This is a genomic window from Embleya hyalina (assembly GCF_003967355.1).
Lineage (GTDB): Bacteria > Actinomycetota > Actinomycetes > Streptomycetales > Streptomycetaceae > Embleya > Embleya hyalina.
In genome coordinates this window covers 36,718-53,390 of sequence record NZ_BIFH01000057.1, presented here as the reverse complement: position 1 = coordinate 53,390, position 16,673 = coordinate 36,718, and the positions used below count along the sequence as shown (strand labels likewise).

The window sequence follows — 16,673 nt, the reverse complement described above, 5'->3', positions numbered from 1 at the left end:
CCTCGCGAGCCGGCGCGGAGCGCCCAATAAGAAGCAACGCTGCGAACACGACTCTGGTTGCCTGTCTTGCCGGCGTTGCGACTCTGGTTGCCTGTCTCGCTGGTGTTGCGACTCTGGTTGCCTGTCTCGCTGGCGTTGCGACTCCGGTTGCCTGTCTCGCCGGTGTCGCGACTTCGGTTGCCTGTCTCGCCGGTGTCGCGACTCCGCCTCCCCGTCTCGCCGGCGTTGCGACTCCGCCTCCCCGTCTCGCCGGCGTTGCGACTCCGCCTCCCCGTCTCGCCCGCGCCGCGACCCCGCCTCCCCCTCTCGCCCGCGCCGCGACCCCGCCCCCCGCCCGCGCCACATCCACCCCCCGCCCCAGCCACCCGCCAAGGCGACGCGCGGATCGGTGCCGAGACGTTCCAACCCCCCCGACGGGCAGCCCGTCGACTGCCCGTCGCGTCCTCGGTCGAGTCGACGACCGAGGGTGAGGGCCTGGTCCTCCGGGTCAGGCGACCCGAGCGTTGGGCGCTCATACTGGGTGTCACGGCTTGGGTGCACGGTCGATGTGGGGATCGGGGCGGAGCGCGGTGGATCCGGTGCAGGGGCGGTTGTTGGCGACGGCGATCGGGGGTGCGTTGCGGCGGTTGACGGCGCCGCCGCCGGGGGCGCGGCTCGTGGATGCGCCCGTGCGGATGGGTGGGCGGGTGGCGCGGCGGCGGGAGCGGCGCGAGGTGCGTACGGCCGACGTGGATCGGCTGACCCGCACGCTGACCCTGCGACTGGCCGACGTCGAGCCGGACTTCGCCCGCCTGGCGCCGGTCGAGGGCGAGCGCATCGTCGCGGCCGTGGTGCGTACCCTCGGCGGCGCGGTGACCATGGACGACGTCCAGGCCGCGGGCCTGGATCCGGCCGCGCTGCGGGTCCGGATGGAGGTCCGTGCCGAGGCGTCGGCGGAGTGCGCGGCGCCGCTGTACGGCGTGTTGCTCGACGAGTGTTGCCTGCAGATCGTCGACTTCTTCACCAAGCAGCCTGAGTTCCTGGCCCGGACCATGGTCGAACAGGCGTCGGGACAGGCGGAGTTGTTACGCAGAGTTCCGGAAACCGAAGCGGTGGACGAGGAGTTCGCCCGACACTACCGCGCCGGCCTGCGGGCGAAGTTGGACCGGGCCAGGCTGTTCGGGGTCACCGAACTCGACCCGGAGGACAGCACATACGAGTTGACCACGGCCTACGTGAGCCTCGTGGTGCGGACCCGTCGCGACCCGAGGCCGCTGCGGCGGTGGGACGACGAGGCGGCGCAGGCGGACACCACGCGCAGCCTCCTCGAAGACGCCCTCGCCCGCCGCGACCGGATGGTCCTCGAAGGCCCCGCCGGATCCGGCAAGAGCACCCTGCTGCGCCGGCTCGCGGTGCACGTGGCCTCGGGCGATCTGCCGGACCGGCTGGCGTCCTGGGCCGGGCGGGTGCCGTTCCTGTTGAAGCTGCGGGCGATGGTGGTGGACGACCGGCTGGTGCTGCCGGATGTCGCCGACTTCGTCACCGCGTCCGGGTCGACGCTGGGCGGCGAGCAGCCGCCGGGGTGGGCGGCCCGTCGGCTGCGCGCGGGGCGGGCCGTGGTCTTCGTCGACGGCCTGGACGAACTGCCCGAGGAGCACCGGGCGGACGCCCTCGACTGGGTGGAACAGCTGTGTGTGGACTATCCGGACGCGGCCTACCTGCTCACCTCCCGGCCCCGGGTGTTGTCCGAGCGGCGGCATCGACGATTCCGGCAGGCGGGCTTCGTCGCCGGTGAACTCCAGCCCATGTCGAGCGCGCAGGTCGAACTGTTCGTCGACCGCTGGCACCGCGCCCAGCCCGGGGACCCGGACGATCTCGCGGCCTGCGCCGAGCAGTTGAAACGCACCCTGGACAGCCGCCGGGACCTGGCCCGACTCGGCACGAACCCGTTGCTGTGCGCACTGATGTGCGCCCTGCATCGACACGCCGACCAGGCCCTGCCCGAGGGCCGGACCGAGTTGTACCGCTCGGCGATGGCGATGCTGCTCGGCGGCCGGGAACGAGCGCGGCGCATCTCCACGAGCCGGGTGCGGCTCCAGCCGACACAGATGGAGAAGATCCTCGCGGCGTTGGCGATGTGGATGACGCTCAACGGCCGCCGGTCGATCCCGGATCGGGTCGCGGTGTCGTGCGTGACCGACGCGCTGACCCGCTTCCGACAGACGACCGAACCGCCCTACACCGCTCGGGAGGTACTGGACAGCCTGATCGACCGCAGCGGCCTGCTCCAGGAACCGGAGTCGGGCGTCCTCGAGTTCCGCCACGCGAGCTTCCAGGACTACCTGGCGGCACTGGAGATCGTCCGGGCGGAGCATCTCGACCATCTGATCAACCACGCACACGACCCGCTCTACCACGACGTGTTGATCATGGCGGTCGCCCGCACCCAGGACGACCCGTCGCGACAGCGGGAGCTGCTGGCCGGGTTGATCGCACGAGCGGAGGCGGACGAGGAGCATCGGGCACGGTTGTGGCTGCTGGGCGTCGCGTGTGTGTCGGGGGCGGGCATGGTGGACCCGGAGTCCGCGGCCCGGTTCCGGGAGGAGACGGCCAAGCTCCTGCCGCCGCGGGACGCGAGCGCGGCGGAGGACTTGGCCGGCGCAGGGGAGTTCGTGCTCGATCTCCTCGCGGACCTGACCCGGACGCAGCGCGTCCCGGACGAGATCGCGACGCATATCGTGGGGGTGGCGCGCCGGATCGGAGGCGAGGCGACGATCCCGCTGCTGCGTCGCCTGTGTGACCGGGATTCGATCCGGATCCGCCTGCAACTGTTGGGAATGTGGGAGACCCTGACGGATCGGGAGCGCTACTACGAAACGGTCCTGACCCACGTCAGGCTCGACGACTGTCGTGTGCCGATCCCGGATCCGGCGTCTCTCGGACTGCTCGCGGGGCGCCGGGACGTACGGAGCATCAACCTCTCGGCCGAACTGTCGGGGATTCCCTCGTCGGCGCTCGCCGCGCTCCCGCGGCTTCACGCGCTCGGAGTCGCCGACACCTCGATCAAGGACCTCGGCCCGCTGGCCGAGCTGCCGCAGGTGACCTCGTTGACACTCGGACCCGCACAGCGCGCGGAGCGGGCGCTGTTGGCCGCTCTGCCGTGGGTCACCGCCTTGCACTTCAACGGTGATCTCCAGGTGGAGAGTGTGCGTGTCCTGCCCGAGACGCCGAACCTGAGCCACCTCTATCTGCACGACACGGGCGTTCGAGATCTGTCGGGCCTGACGAAGTACCCGAACCTGACCCTGCTGGGCATGATCTCCACCCCGGCCGGCGACCTGAGCGCGCTACGCCATTCACCCGCGCTCGAAAGGTTGCTCATCGACGGATCCCGGGTGACGGACCTCTCCCCGTTGGTCGACCTGCCACGTCTGTCCCACGTGGGCATCGCCGCGTGCACGGTGACCGACCTGAGCCCCCTGGCCGACCTCCCGGCCCTGAGGTGGCTGCGGATCGACAAGAGACAGCGCGATCGCCTCGGTGCGCTCGCCGAACGGGTCACCGAAGGCCGACTCGAACTGGACGTGAGCGCGGACTTCGACTGACCTCCTCGGGGCCGGCCCTACCCCTCCGTCGGCGTCGCCACCCGCAGCCGGTTCCCGTCCGGGTCCCGCAGATGCACCTCCCGAGCCCAAGGCTGCTCCTCCACCACCACGCCGAACTCGCGGGCCACCTCGTCCACGTCGACGACCCACACATACACCAGCGTGTCCGGGCTCGCGTCGCCCGCGTGTTCGCTGAGGAACAGCTTCGCCTCACCCCTCGCCACCTCGACGAAGGCCGGAAAATGCGGCTCGAAACGGTGCTCCCACTGTTTGACGAAGCCCAGACGGGCATACCAGCCCACGGATTCGGCGGCATCGACCACACGCAGGATCGGAATGGCTCGTTCCCTCATCCCCCCACCCTGCCGGCCCACCCCGACACCCGACCGGAACCTCGGCGAGTGCCGTGTCATCCGGGAGCCAGAGGGTAACGGCTCGGCGGAGGTGCCGGGCGGCCGGCTCGGTGCCCGTCGCACTCACGATCCGCATCCGTGGAGGACCCATGGCCATCGCGTCCGTCAATCCTGCTACCGGTGAGGTGGTCGAGGAGTTCGTCGAGATGGGGGAGGCCGAGATCGAGGCTCGGATCGGGCGGGCCGATGCGGTGTTTCGGGGGCATCGGGGGGACTCGTACGACTCCCGGGCCCGGTTCATGCGGCGGGTCGCGGAGCTTTTGGATGCCGAGCGGGACGAGGTTGCGGCGGTGATGACCGGCGAGATGGGCAAGACGCTTGTCGCCGCTCGGGCCGAGGTGGCCAAGTGTGCTCGGCTGTGTCGGTTCTATGCCGAGCGGGCGGCGGGGTTTCTCGCGGACGAGCCGGCCGACGCCGAGGCCGTGGGGGCGCGGCGGGCCTATCTGCGGTATGAGCCGCTCGGGCCGGTGCTGGCCGTGATGCCGTGGAACTTTCCGCTGTGGCAGGCCATGCGCTTCGCCGCGCCCGCGTTGATGGCGGGCAACACCGGGCTGCTCAAGCACGCGTCGAACGTGCCGCGCACGGCGCTGTACATGGGGGAGCTGTTCACCCGAGCCGGCTTTCCCGAGGGTGCGTTCCAGACGTTGTTGATCGGGTCGAAGTCGGTCGAGCGGGTGTTGTCCGACCCGCGCGTGGTGGCCGCGACGCTCACCGGCAGCGAGGGGGCCGGGCGGTCGATCGCGGCGATCGCCGGGCGCGAGTTGAAGAAGACCGTGCTCGAACTGGGTGGCTCCGACCCGTTCCTGGTGTTGCCCTCCGCCGATGTCGAGGCCGCCGCGCGGACCGCGACCACGGCCCGGACCCAGAACAACGGGCAGAGCTGCATCGCGGCCAAGCGGTTCATCGTGCACGCCGACGTGTACGACGCGTTCGCCGAGGCGTTCACCGCGAACATGGCCGCACTCCGCGTCGGCGACCCCACCGCCGAGGACACCGACGTCGGCCCGCTCGCCCAGGAGCAGGGGCTGCGCGACGTCACCGAGCAGGTCGAGGACGCCCGGGCCAAGGGCGCCCGGATCCGGTGCGGCGGCGAGCGCCCAGCGGGCCCCGGCTGGTACTACCCGCCGACCGTGGTCGCCGACCTGACCCCGGACATGCGGATGTACACCGAGGAGGTGTTCGGGCCGGTCGCCGGGCTGTACCGGGTCGCCGACCTCGACGAGGCGATCGATCTCGCCAACGCCACCGCGTTCGGCCTCGGAGCCAACGCCTGGACCACCGACGAGGACGAACAGGCCCGCTGCATCGCCGAATTGGCCGCCGGGGCGGTGTTCGTGAACGGCATGGTCACGTCCCACCCCGAACTGCCCTTCGGCGGGATCAAGTCCAGCGGCTACGGCCGCGAACTCGCCGCGCTCGGCATCCGCGAGTTCTGCAACGCCAAGACGGTCTGGGTGGGCGGCGGCTGAGCGGCGCGCCGGCGCTACCGCTGCCGGATCACCGCCTCCTGCACCACCGAGGCCACCAGCACGCCGTCGTGGTTGTAGAACTCGCCCATCGCCAGTCCGCGTGCGTCCTGCGCGGACGGGGACGCCTGGGCGAACAGCAGCCACTCGTCGGCCCGGAACGGGCGCAGGAACCACACCGCGTGGTCGAGCGAGGCCATCTGGAGCGTCGCCGGGTTGGTGATGTACGGCTTCGCGGCGGTGCCGGCCAGGGTCAGGTCGGACATGTAGGTCAGCCCGCACACGTGCAGCAGCGGGTCGTCGGGCAGCTGCTTGGCGGCGCGCATCCACACCCGCTGGTGCGGGATGCCGTCGACCATGTGGGTGCCCGGCGAGCGGTCCTCCGGGACGAAGCGCAGGTCCATCAGGAGCCGGGTCTGCGACTCCTCGTAGTGCGCGCGCTCCTCGGCGGACAACTTCTCGTACGGGTCCGGCAGGTCCTCCGGCAGCGGTACGTCGGGCATCGCGCGGCGGTGTCCCGGGGTGTCCTCGGCCACCTTGAAGGACGCCGACAGGGTGAAGATCGCCGCGCCGTGCTGTACGCCGGTCACGCGCCGGGTCGCGAAGGAGCGCCCGTCGCGGACCCGGTCGACCTGGTACACGATCGGCGCCGTGGTGCTGCCGGGGCGCAGGAAGTAGCTGTGCAGCGAGTGCACGTGCCGCTCCGGGACCACGGTGCGGCCCGCCGCGACCAGGGCCTGCGCGGCGACCTGGCCGCCGAAGGCGCGCAGCGGGGCGCCCGCGTGGCACCAACCGCGGAAGATGTTCTCCTCGATCTGCTCCAGCCGCAGCAGGTCGAGGAAGGTCTCGGCCCGGCCCGGGCCCTCGTCGGCAAGATCGTGTTCGCTCACCCTGCCCATGATGGACTACGGCCGCTCGGCCCGTCGCTCAGCCCGTCGCACGCGGGAACGCCCGCACGATCGGTCCGGCCGGCCGCCCGCCGGTCACCCCGCCCTCGACCCCGACCGCCACCACGATGTCGCCGCGGCAGGCGACCGTCCAGCCGTTGTCCGGGCCGGCCGCCACCGACCTCCGCGGTGCCGGTCTCGGCGCCCACGTCGCCGCCCGGGCCGCCGAGCGAGGCGTGCGCGGTGCCCCTCGTCGCCGCCGATGCCGAAGCAGTCGTGCGCCATGGTGGACGGGTCCGCGCCGGTGAGCTTGTCGGACGGGCCGGCGATGGTGGTGGCGCAGGACCGGGCGAAGGCCGGCTCGAAGCCGGCTTCCGGGAACGCGCGGCCCTCGCAGTCTTCGAATGAACGGGCCGGTCGGCGGCCTGTGGGAGGCCCCGGATTCACGTCGTCAGCAGCGTCGCCAGCCGGGTCGTGAGGTCGTCGGCCCGCGCCCCCATCGTCCGGAACGACTCGATCGGCTCACCCATCGGATCGTCGAGTTCGTCGGCGGGGCGAGCCAATCGGCTCGCCGGTCGCCGCGCGTCCACCCCGGCCACCCAGTCGGCGAGCGGCAGTGCGTCCCGCGGGCCGAACGCCTCGCCCAGGCGCACCAGTTCACCGAGCAGGAAGGTGCGCGGCAGGGCGTCGGCGGCGAGCGCGTCGATCGCCCAGTGGTGCTCGCGGGACATGCCGATCACCAGGTCGGCGGCGCGCAGCAGGTCGGCGGTGAGCTTGCGGCTGCGGTGCGCGGGCGGGTCGATGCCGTACTCGATCAGCACCAGGGCGCTGTTGTCCGCCATCGGCCGGGCGTTCCAGTCGATGGTGCCCGCCGAGGACACCTCGCTCGGCAGCGCGGACCCGGCCAACCGGCCGCGCAGCATGGCCTCGACGACGGGGGAGCGGCAGATGTTCCCACTACATACGACCAGCACCGAAGCAGTCACGCTGCGGATCCTAGAACGCCGCACCCGCGATCCTCGGGCCGCCCCCCCCGTACGGATCCCGGGTCGGATCCGTACGGGGATGACGGGTGATCAGTAGGCTGACCGCGCTGAGGGGGCCAGGAATCGGCGCAGTGAATGGGGCGAGGGCTTGTTCGGGATCATCCGGCCGTGCCGGCATCGACTGTCGGAGAAGTTGCAGAGCGAGTGGATGGCGCACCTGTGCGGCATGTGTCTGGCGCTGCGGGACGACCACGGGCAGGCGGCGCGCGTCGCGACCAACTACGACGGGTTGATCATCTCGGTCCTGGTCGAGGCGCAGTCCGCCCGACCGACCGCGGACGGGCGGCGCAAGGCCGGTCCCTGTCCGCTGCGCGCGATGCGCCGGGCCGAGGTGGCGATGGGCGAGGGCGCGCGGCTCGCGGGCGCGGTGTCCCTGGTGCTCGCGTCGGCGAAGATGCGGGACCACATCGACGACGGCGACGGGGTGTACCGACGGCGCGCGGTCGCGGGTGGTGCGCGCCGGGTCGCCGAGCGCTGGGCCCGGCAGGGTGCGGGCACCGCGCTCGACGTGGGCTTCGACACGGCCGTGATGGTCGAGGCGGTGGATCGGCAGGTCGAGGTCGAGGCGCTGGCCGGGCCGGGCGTTTCGGTGCTGGTGGTGACCGAGCCGACCGAGACGGCCACCGGCGCGGCGTTCGCGCACACCGCGGTGCTGGCCGAACGGCCGGACAACGCCGAGTCGTTGGCCGAGGCGGGACGGTTGTTCGGCCGGCTCGCGCACCTGCTCGACGCGGTCGAGGACATCCACGCCGACCGGGCGGCCGGCGCGTGGAACCCGCTGTTGGCCACCGGGACCGGGCCGGACGAGGCGTACCGGCTGTGCCGCGACGCGGCGACCGGGATGCGACTGGCCCTGGCCGAGGTCGAGTTCGTCACGGGCGCGCTCGCCCACCGGCTGCTCGTGCACGAGGTCGACGAGGCGATAGACCGGTCGTTCCGGCACGCGGGCTTCCCCGTCGAGAACCCCTCCTGCTCGGTCGGCGGCAAACACGGCGGCGGCTGCGCCAAGCACGGCGAGCGGGCCGAACCCCGGCTTGCCGCGCGCCCCGAGGGGTCCTGGCCGAATCAGCCGCCGAACCAGACGCCCACCCAGCCGCCGCCCGGCAGCCCGTACGACCCGAACAGCCCGTGGGGTCCGCCCGGCGGCCCCACCCCGCCCCCGCCGCCGCCCGGCGGGCACAACGTGTTCGTCGCCTGCGCGATCTGGGCCGGGTTGTGCTGTACCTGCCAGTGGTGTTGCCGGGAGACCTTCGAGGATCCGTGCACCGGCCAACAGCGGCAGGGGTGTTGCCACAAGTGCGACTGCGGGGACTGCTGCGACGGATGCGACTGCTGCGGCAACTGCTGTGAATGCGGCGAATGTTGCTCGTGCGACTGCGGTTGCTGAGCACGCCCGAACGCACGCGGGCGCTCCCGCCGAGCGCGCCGTATCCGACAAGATGTCGGAAAGCCGAGAAAATCCCCGAACTGGCATTCGACGGGAAAAACACCCAACCGTAACGTCTTGGTAAAGCATCTTCGGTCCGATTGACCCTGCTTTCGCCGCCCAACCACGATCAGCGATGACCGGGTGTCGTGCGATCGACACCCGGCGTCACCGATCTCGGGCCGGTTCCGCCGGCCCGATGCCGTGTGCTCTCCGGGGCACGCGGCAGACGGGAGGGGGCCGTTCATGCACGACACGACGCACGCGACGCACGCGAAACGCCCATTGCCCCGGATTGACGAACCGCCCGCCGGCGCACCGGTACGAGCGGGGCAGGCACCGGCCGAATCGGTGGCCCGGGACCGGGTCACCCTGGTCGTGCCGGCCCGCAACGAGGCCCGCAATCTGCCCTGGGTGCTCCAACAGATACCCGACGGCGTCGACGAAGTCCTGCTGATCGACGGGGACTCCACCGACGCCACCTCGCTGATCACCCGCCGCTACCTGCCGGCCGCCCGGGTCATCCCGCAATCCGGCGCCGGCAAGGGCAGCGCCCTGCGCACCGGATTCCGGCACGCCACCGGCGACATCATCGTCACCATCGACGCCGACGGCAGCATGTCGCCGCACGAGATCCCGCACTACGTGCACTTCCTGGGCAACGGCTACGACTTCGTCAAGGGCTCCCGGTTCGTCGGCGGCGGCGGATCGCTGGACCTGACCGCGGTCCGCAGCCTCGGCAACCACGTGCTGATGGCCCTGGTCAGCCGGCTGTACGGATATCGGCTCACCGACCTGTGCTACGGGTTCTGCGCGTTCCGCCGATGCTTCCTGGAACACCTGGACCTGCGCTCGACCGGCTTCGAGATCGAGGCCGAGATGATCGTCCGGGCCCTGCGCGCCGGACTGCGGATCGCCGAGGTACCCAGTCTCGAACTGCCGCGCCGGAGCGGCCGATCCAACCTCAACGCGCTCCGCGACGGACACCGGGTGCTGCGCACCGTCCTGCGCGAGCACGCCGGCGCCCGCCCGAAGCGAGCGGGGGAGGACGCTTGACGCCCCGCCGAGATCCCGAACCCGACCCGAGGCCGCTGATCCCCAGGCAGCGCCCGGCCGAACCCGCCGCCCCGCCGCCCGGCCCGCACCCACCGGCCACGCCCACCCCGATCGCCATCCCGCGCCCGGCCGCGCCGACCGCCGCCACGCCGACCGCCGCCACGCCCGCGGACGAACGGCCCGCGTCACCCGCCGAGTCGGCCGCGCCCGCCGCCGCCCCACCCGGCCCGCCCCCCGACCTCGTGCACGTCCGGGTCCTCGACCTCGTCGCCGACGCCGGGCCGAGGTTGAGCACCCCCGACGGCACCCCGGCCGACTGCCCCGCCGGCGCCGTGCTCGCCCTGGTCCGGCACGCAGGCACCCCCGTCGGCCTGCTCGACCTCGAACTGCGCGCACCCGGCCCGGAACCGCTGATCGCCTGCGCGACGGCCCGCTTCGGCACCCCCGCCGCGCCCGACCACGCCCCCGGGCCGCCCGGGCCGCCCGCCCCGCGCGGCACGCCCCGGGTCAGCGTGATCGTGGCCACCCGCGAGCGGCCCGAACTGCTCGCCGCGTGCCTGCGCACCCTGCTGTGGCAGACCTACCCCGACATCGAACTGATCGTGGTGGACAACGCCCCCACCACCAACCGCACCGCGAGCGTGGTCCGCGGTGGTTGCGCCGGCCTCGTGCGCTACGTGCGCGAGCCGCGCCCCGGACTGGCCCTCGCGCACAACCGGGGCATCGCGGTGGCCACCGGCGAGTTGCTCGCGTTCACCGACGACGACGTCCTGGCCGACCCCGGCTGGGTCGCGGCCCTGGTCGCCGGCTTCGCCCGCGCGGGCTGGCCCGCGTGCGTCACCGGCCTGATCCTGCCCGCCGAACTGCGCACCCCCGCGCAACTGATGCTCCATCACCACGCGGGCTTGGCCAAGGGTTTCGAGCCGATCCTGTACGACCCCCGGACGCCGCCCGCCGACCCGCTGTTCCCGTTCACCGCCGGCCGCTTCGGCTCGGGCGCCAACATGGCCTTCCGAGCCGACGTACTGCGCGCCATGGGCGGCTTCGACCCGGCCACCGGCGTCGGTACCCCGGCGCGCGGCGGCGACGACCTGCTCGCCTTCTTCCGCACCATCGTGCGCGGACACCGGATCGGCTACGAACCCGGCGCGCTGATCTGGCACCGACACCGGGCCGACCGGGCCGCGGTGGCCGCCCAGGTGCGCGGCTACGGCACCGGCCTGGGCGCCTACCTGACCGCCGCCGTGCTGCGCGAGCCGCGCACCCTCGGCGCGCTCGCCAGACGCGCCCCCGACGGAATCCGGTACGCGCTCGCCCGGACCCGCGCTCCCGGGCGGCCCGACATCCCCTGGCCCGCCCGACTGGCCACGCCGGCGCGCCGCGCGCTGGCCGCCGGTCCGCTCGCGTACCTGCGCTCGCGGGTGCGGATGCACGGCGTGCGCGCGCCCTGGGAGCAGGCGGAGTCCGGCCGGTGATCCAGGCCGGGCCGCGCCGGTCGGCCCGACCCCGGGTGGACCCGCTGCTGCGCAACGGGCATGTGCTGACCGCGGGTTCGCTGGTGACCTCGGCGTTCGGCGCGGGCTACTGGGCGCTCGCCACCCGCTGGTACGGGGACGCGACGGTGGGGCGCACCTACGCGGCGGTGTCCGCGATGATGCTGCTCTCCGGGCTCGGCCAACTCGGCCTGGCCAACGTGCTCGTGCGCTTCCTGCCACAGCCGGGCGCGGATCGGCGCGGGCTGATCCGCACCGCGTACACCGCCGCGTTCGGCGCGACCCTGGTGGCCGTCCTCGGCTTCCTCGCGCTGATCCCGCTGTGCGCGCCCGGCCTGGGCTTCCTGCGCGAACCGGCGGCCGGCTGCTGCTTCGTGGCCACCACGGTGGCCTACGCGCTGTTCGCGCTCCAGGACGGCGCGCTCACCGGCCTGCGGCGACCCGGCCTGGTGGTGGGCAAGAACAGCGGTTTCGCGGTCGCCAAGCTGGTCCTGGTCGCCGCGTTGGCCGCGGTCTCGCCCACGCTCGGCATCCTGATGTCCTGGACGCTGGCCCTGGTGTCGACCCTGCTGGTCGTCGAGACCCGGCTGTTCGCGCGACTGCCGCCCGCCCGCGGGCCCGCGCGGGCGGCGGGCATCGCCCCCGACCCCGACCCACGCGTCCCCCCGGGGCCGGCCGAGGGCGACGGTCCGCGCCGGCCGGCCCGGCCCCGAACCCCCCACCCCGGGCCGCGATTTCGGCCCGGCCCCGGGCTCGTGCGGTACGCCGGCGCGGACTACCTCGGCACGCTGTGCTGGCTGGCCGCGACCACCGTGCCGCCGATCATCGTGCTGGAGCGGGTCGGCGCCCGGGAGAGCGCCTACTTCTCGCTGGCCTGGGTGGTGGCGAACACCCTCTACCTGGTCGGGCTCAACATGGGGGCGTCGCTGCTCGTCGAGGCCGCGGGCGGCACCGCCGGGCTCGCCGCCGGATGCCGGCGGGTGTTGCGCCACACCGGAGCGCTGCTCCTGCTCGCGATCGGCCCCCTCGTCCTGGGCGCGCCGCTGGTGCTGCGCGTGTTCGGCCCCGGCTACGCCCGCGACGGCGCCGCGCTGTTGCGACTCCTCGCCCTGTCCGCGCTGCCGCACCTGGTGGTCGCGACCGCGATCAACGCCTGCCGGGTGTTGCGCCGGATGCGCGTCGTGGTCGCCATCCAGGCCGGCCTCGCGGCGACCGTACTGACCCTGACCGTCGCCCTGTTGCCCGTTTTCGGCCTGATCGGCGCCGGCATCGCCTGGCTCGGCGCCCAGACCGCGACCGCGCTCGCGCTGCTCGCGGCCCGCCGGATCTGGCTCCCCACCGTTTCCGGGAGGCCCGCATGACGGAGACCCCACCGCGCACCAGGCGCCTGGCCTGGGTGGCCATCCGCGCCGAGCGGGCCGCCGCCGCGCGCGCCCTCGTCCGCGCCCGCGGCGCCGGCCCCGCCGTCGCGCGCACCCCGCCCCGCCCCACCCTGACCGTGGTGGTCTGCGCCTACACCATGGACCGCTGGGACGACCTCACCGCCGCGCTCGGCTCGCTCCGGGCCCAGGACGAACCGCCCGCCGAGGTCATCCTGGTCGCCGATCACTGCCACGAACTCGCCGCCCGGGCGCGCGCCGTGTTCCCCGACGTCACCGTGCTGCGCAACCGCGGCCGACGCGGCCTCTCCGGCGCCCGCAACACCGGCGTCGAGGGCGCGCGGGGCGACATCGTGGCCTTCCTCGACGACGACGCCGTCGCCGAACCCGACTGGACCATGCGCCTGCTCGACGGCTACGCCGACCCGAACGTGCTCGGCGTCGGCGGCCGGATCCGGCCGAACTGGGACACCGACCGCCCGACCTGGTTCCCCGCCGAATTCGACTGGGTGGTCGGCTGCACCTACCGGGGCATGCCCGAACAGGCCGCGCCGGTACGGAACCTGATCGGCGCCAACATGTCCTTCCGGCGCGGCGTGCTGCTCGACGTCGGCGGCTTCCGCACCGACCTGGGCCGCGTCGGCACCCGCCCGCTCGGCGGCGAGGAGACCGAGCTGTGCCTGCGCGCCGCGGCCCGACACCGAGGGGGCGTGCTCGGGTACGAACCGGCCGCCGTGGTCCGCCACCGCGTGCCCGCCGCGCGCACCACCTGGCGCTACTTCCGGGCCCGCTGCTGGGCCGAGGGCCTGTCCAAGGCGGCGGTCGGCAGGCACGCCGGCACCGACCGCGCGCTCGCCTCCGAACGCTCCTACCTGGCCTCGACCATCCCGCGCGCCCTGGTGCGCCCGTTCGCCCCGGAGCCGCGCCCGCCCACGGCCACCATCCCCGCGCTGGTCCTGGGCGTGCTCACCACCGCGCTCGGCTACGCCGCGGGTCGGGCGCGCGGTCTGGGCCGGGACCCGCTGCCCACCCCCGCCGCGCTCGGGTTCCGCGCGTTCGGCCTGCTCGCCCTGCCGGTCGCCGTGGTGCTGTGGATCCTGGCGATGCGGATGCCGGTCGCGGTGGACCGGATGGGCGGACTCGGGCTGCTCGACGTGCTGCCCGCCCTGTACTGGTGCGCGTTGGCCGTGCTCACCCTCGGCTTCGCGGTGAGCCTGCTCGACCGCACCGCCCGGTCCCGGCGCCACGCGCTGTACACCGGCGCCCTGGTGACCATGCTGCACGCCACGCCGGCGGTGCTCTACGAGCATCTGCGCTACGCGTGGGCCTGGAAACACGTCGAGGTGGTGGACCAGTTCCTGCGCACCGGCCGAACCCTTCCGGACGCGGGCGAATTGGCGCCCTACCACCAGTGGCCCGGGTTCTTCTCCGCCGCGGCCACGGCCGTTCGGGCGTCCGGCGCGCCCGACGCGCTGACCATGGCGACCTGGTCGCCGCTCGCCTTCGACCTGCTGCTGATCGGCCCCCTGGTCCTGCTCTACCGCACGCTCACCCGCGACCGGCGGATCGTCTGGGCGGCGGTGTGGATCTACTTCGCCACCGCCTGGGTCGGCCAGGACTACTTCGCCCCGCAGACCTTCGCGTTCGTCCTGTACGTGACCATCCTGGCGCTGGTCCTGGATCGCGACCGGCGCCCGCTCGCCACCGTCGGACTGTGCGCGCCGCTGGTGCTCGCCGTGGTGACGGCGCATCAGCTCACTCCGCCGATGCTCGTCGTCGCGCTGGGCGCACTGGCCTGCTCGCGCGTCCATCGGCCGGTCGCCCTCCCGCTTCTGGGACTGACCGCGGTGGCCGTGCTCGGCTGGGACCTGACCGTGGCCCGACCCTTCCTGTTCGAGCAGATCGGCTCCTCCTGGGCCCAGTTCGGCGACTTCGAGTCGAACGCCCATGCCGGCATGGTCAATCTGGGCAGCGCCGAACCGGGCCAGGTGCTGGTCGCCCGGGTGGACCGGGCGCTGACCGCGGGCGTCGCGCTGCTCACCGCCGTCGCGCCGATCCGCTGTCCGCGCCTGCGCCGCTCGCCCGCCATACCGCTGGTGCTGGCACCGCTGCCGCTGCTCGCGGCCGGTGCGTACGGCGGCGAGATCATCTTCCGGGTCTATCTGTTCGCGCTGCCCGCCGCCGCGTTCCTGATCGCCGGATGGCTCGCACCACTGTTCGGCGACCGGGGCCGCCCGCGCCCGCGCGCGGTGTTGCTGCCGGTGCTGTTCGCGCTGCTGCTCACCGGATTCGTGTTCGGCTACTACGGCAAGGAGCGCCAGAACCACTTCGACGACGGCGAGATCGCCGCCCGGCAGTGGCTGGCCCGGGTGTCCGCGCCCGGCGATCTGATCGTGGCGGCGAGCAACAACTTCCCCGGCGCCTACGCCGACTACGAACAACAGCGACATCGCTGGTTCGCGATGGAGACGCCCGCGCTGCGCGAGGCGGTGGTGCGCGATCCGGTGGCCGGGCTGAGCGCGCTGGCCGACGAGTATCCGGGCGACACGGCCTACCTGTTCCTGACCGCCGGCCAGCGGGCCGAGTGCGAGCAGACCGGACTGCTGCCGGCGGGCACCCTCGGCCGCATCGACCACGCGCTGTCCATCGCGCCCCGATTCACCCTGCTGCTGCGCGACCGGGACGCGGTGATCTACCGGATCGACCCGCGGCCGGGGCCCGTACGATGACCGGTCCGATCCGGGCCGTCTGGCCCGCCGCCGCCGGGTGGTCGGCGTTCGGTGCGCTCGAACTGCCCGCCGAACACCCGCTGCGGGCCCTCGTCGTGGTCGCCTTCCTGGCCGTCGGACCCGGCTACGCGCTCGCCGGCGAGGGCGCGAGCGTCCTGACCACGGCGGTGACCTCGGTGGCCGGCAGCGCGGCGTCGTGCGCGCTGACCGCCGAGGCATACCTGCTCGCGGGCGCCTTCTCCGCCCCGCGCGTGGTCGGCACCCTCGCCGGTCTGACCACCATCGCGGTGCTGATCCGCACCGTCGTGCGTGCGCGCACCTCCCGAGAGGAGCTTCGATGAGATCCGAGGCCGCGGTACCGGTCCTGCTCTACCACGCGGTACGGGACGACCCGCCGCCGTGGATCGCGCCGTTCACCGTCACCCCGGCCGAGTTCGGCCGACACCTGGACCGGGTGTCGGCGAGCGGCCGGGTCCCGATCGGCCTGGACCGGTTCACCGAGGCCCTGCACGGGGGTCGCGACCTGCCCCGGGAGAGCGTGCTGATCACCTTCGACGACGGCTACGCCGACTTCGCCCGGTACGCGCTGCCGCAACTGGTCGAGCGCGACCTGCCCGTGACGCTCTACGTCACCACCGACGCGCTGTGGCCCACGCCGAGCCCGGTACTGCCGCCGGCCGCCATGCTCACCTGGCGCGAACTGCGCCGGATCGCCGACACGCCGGGCCTGACCATCGGCGCGCACGGCTGCACGCACCGCGAACTCGACACCCTCCCGCTCGCGTCGATGCACCGCGAGATCGCCTGCTCGCGGCAGCGCCTGGAGGCCGAACTGGAGCGCCCGGTCACCTCGTTCGCCTACCCGTTCGGCTACAACGACGCCGCCGTGCGGGCCGCGGTGCGGCACGCGGGCTTTCGTACCGCGATGGCGGTGCGCGACGCGCACAGCTCGCGCGAGGACGATCCGTGGCGGATCTCCCGGCTGATGGTGCGCGCGGACACCGGCCTCGACCGCCTGGACGCCTGGCTGGCCGGTGTCGGCTCCCGGGTCGCCCCGTTTCGGGACGGGCTGCCCACGCTCGGCTGGCGGGCCTGGCGCCGGATCCGGGCCCGCCGGCGCGGCCGGCCCGCTCCCTGGCACGAGCACTCCGACGCGGTGGCCGGCCGGGCCGGTTGAGGTGATCGTCCGACCGA

13 protein-coding genes are annotated in these 16,673 nt (G+C 73.5%); 9 read left to right on the top strand and 4 right to left on the bottom strand.

Features of this window, described 5'->3' with window-relative positions; translation table 11 throughout:
- Positions 1–569 precede the first annotated feature (569 nt).
- Entirely contained in the window at positions 570–3,584 is a 3,015-nt protein-coding gene (locus EMA17_RS48665) for an NACHT domain-containing protein (RefSeq protein ID WP_160161853.1), read from the top strand.
- Between the two features lie 17 nt (positions 3,585–3,601).
- On the opposite strand, the gene EMA17_RS48660 is transcribed toward EMA17_RS48665, so the two are convergent.
- A complete protein-coding gene (locus tag EMA17_RS48660; protein WP_126643665.1) occupies positions 3,602–3,937 on the bottom strand; it encodes a glyoxalase superfamily protein in 336 nt (111 codons plus the stop codon).
- 149 nt (positions 3,938–4,086) lie between these two features.
- Between EMA17_RS48660 and EMA17_RS48655 the strand changes: the two genes are divergently transcribed.
- The gene (locus tag EMA17_RS48655; RefSeq protein WP_126643664.1) at positions 4,087–5,466 is read left to right on the top strand and encodes an NADP-dependent succinic semialdehyde dehydrogenase; all 1,380 of its coding nucleotides are present in this window, start codon (positions 4,087–4,089) and stop codon (positions 5,464–5,466) included.
- A gap of 14 nt (positions 5,467–5,480) precedes the next feature.
- Here the strand turns inward: EMA17_RS48655 and EMA17_RS48650 are convergent, their stop codons facing one another.
- From EMA17_RS48650 to EMA17_RS48645, 3 genes are all read right to left on the bottom strand, one after another.
- Entirely contained in the window at positions 5,481–6,362 is an 882-nt protein-coding gene (locus EMA17_RS48650) for an acyl-CoA thioesterase (RefSeq protein WP_126643663.1), read from the bottom strand.
- Between the two features lie 28 nt (positions 6,363–6,390).
- On the bottom strand, positions 6,391–6,528 hold the full coding sequence (locus EMA17_RS52405; protein WP_160161852.1) for a hypothetical protein: 138 nt from the start codon (positions 6,526–6,528) through the stop codon (positions 6,391–6,393).
- Between the two features lie 265 nt (positions 6,529–6,793).
- Positions 6,794–7,336, bottom strand: a complete 543-nt coding sequence (locus tag EMA17_RS48645; protein WP_160161851.1) for an arsenate reductase/protein-tyrosine-phosphatase family protein — start codon at positions 7,334–7,336, stop codon at positions 6,794–6,796.
- Between the two features lie 148 nt (positions 7,337–7,484).
- On the opposite strand from EMA17_RS48645, the gene EMA17_RS48640 reads away from it, so the two are divergent.
- From EMA17_RS48640 to EMA17_RS48605, 7 genes are all read left to right on the top strand, one after another.
- Positions 7,485–8,783 (top strand): DUF5685 family protein, encoded by a 1,299-nt coding sequence (locus EMA17_RS48640; RefSeq protein WP_126643661.1) that lies wholly within the window; start codon positions 7,485–7,487, stop codon positions 8,781–8,783.
- A gap of 285 nt (positions 8,784–9,068) precedes the next feature.
- The gene (locus tag EMA17_RS48635) at positions 9,069–9,878 is read left to right on the top strand and encodes a glycosyltransferase family 2 protein (RefSeq protein ID WP_126643660.1); all 810 of its coding nucleotides are present in this window, start codon (positions 9,069–9,071) and stop codon (positions 9,876–9,878) included.
- Positions 9,875–11,353: a glycosyltransferase family 2 protein gene (locus tag EMA17_RS48630; RefSeq protein WP_126643659.1), complete on the top strand. Its 1,479-nt coding sequence runs from the start codon at positions 9,875–9,877 to the stop codon at positions 11,351–11,353. The genes EMA17_RS48635 and EMA17_RS48630 overlap by 4 nt, the downstream gene beginning before the upstream one ends.
- Positions 11,350–12,732 carry a lipopolysaccharide biosynthesis protein gene (locus tag EMA17_RS52400; protein WP_160161850.1) on the top strand — a complete coding sequence of 461 codons (1,383 nt, stop codon included), beginning with the start codon at positions 11,350–11,352 and terminating at the stop codon, positions 12,730–12,732. The genes EMA17_RS48630 and EMA17_RS52400 overlap by 4 nt, the downstream gene beginning before the upstream one ends.
- Positions 12,729–15,479 (top strand): glycosyltransferase family 2 protein, encoded by a 2,751-nt coding sequence (locus tag EMA17_RS53645; protein ID WP_218043272.1) that lies wholly within the window; start codon positions 12,729–12,731, stop codon positions 15,477–15,479. The genes EMA17_RS52400 and EMA17_RS53645 overlap by 4 nt, the downstream gene beginning before the upstream one ends.
- Positions 15,476–15,820, top strand: coding sequence for a hypothetical protein (locus EMA17_RS48610; RefSeq protein WP_126643657.1), 345 nt, complete (start codon positions 15,476–15,478; stop codon positions 15,818–15,820). Before EMA17_RS53645 ends, EMA17_RS48610 begins: the two co-directional genes overlap by 4 nt.
- A complete protein-coding gene (locus EMA17_RS48605; RefSeq protein WP_126643656.1) occupies positions 15,817–16,656 on the top strand; it encodes a polysaccharide deacetylase family protein in 840 nt (279 codons plus the stop codon). Before EMA17_RS48610 ends, EMA17_RS48605 begins: the two co-directional genes overlap by 4 nt.
- Positions 16,657–16,673: the final 17 nt, after the last annotated feature.

Excerpts from the sequence above, each read along its gene's own strand:
- EMA17_RS48635 (WP_126643660.1), top strand. The coding sequence starts at position 9,069 with ATGCACGACACGACGCACGCGACGCACGCGAAACGCCCATTGCCCCGG.
- EMA17_RS48650 (WP_126643663.1), bottom strand. The coding sequence starts at position 6,362 with ATGGGCAGGGTGAGCGAACACGATCTTGCCGACGAGGGCCCGGGCCGG.
- EMA17_RS53645 (WP_218043272.1), top strand. The coding sequence starts at position 12,729 with ATGACGGAGACCCCACCGCGCACCAGGCGCCTGGCCTGGGTGGCCATC.
- EMA17_RS48605 (WP_126643656.1), top strand. The coding sequence starts at position 15,817 with ATGAGATCCGAGGCCGCGGTACCGGTCCTGCTCTACCACGCGGTACGG.
- EMA17_RS48610 (WP_126643657.1), top strand. The coding sequence starts at position 15,476 with ATGACCGGTCCGATCCGGGCCGTCTGGCCCGCCGCCGCCGGGTGGTCG.
- EMA17_RS48655 (WP_126643664.1), top strand. The coding sequence starts at position 4,087 with ATGGCCATCGCGTCCGTCAATCCTGCTACCGGTGAGGTGGTCGAGGAG.
- EMA17_RS48660 (WP_126643665.1), bottom strand. The coding sequence starts at position 3,937 with ATGAGGGAACGAGCCATTCCGATCCTGCGTGTGGTCGATGCCGCCGAA.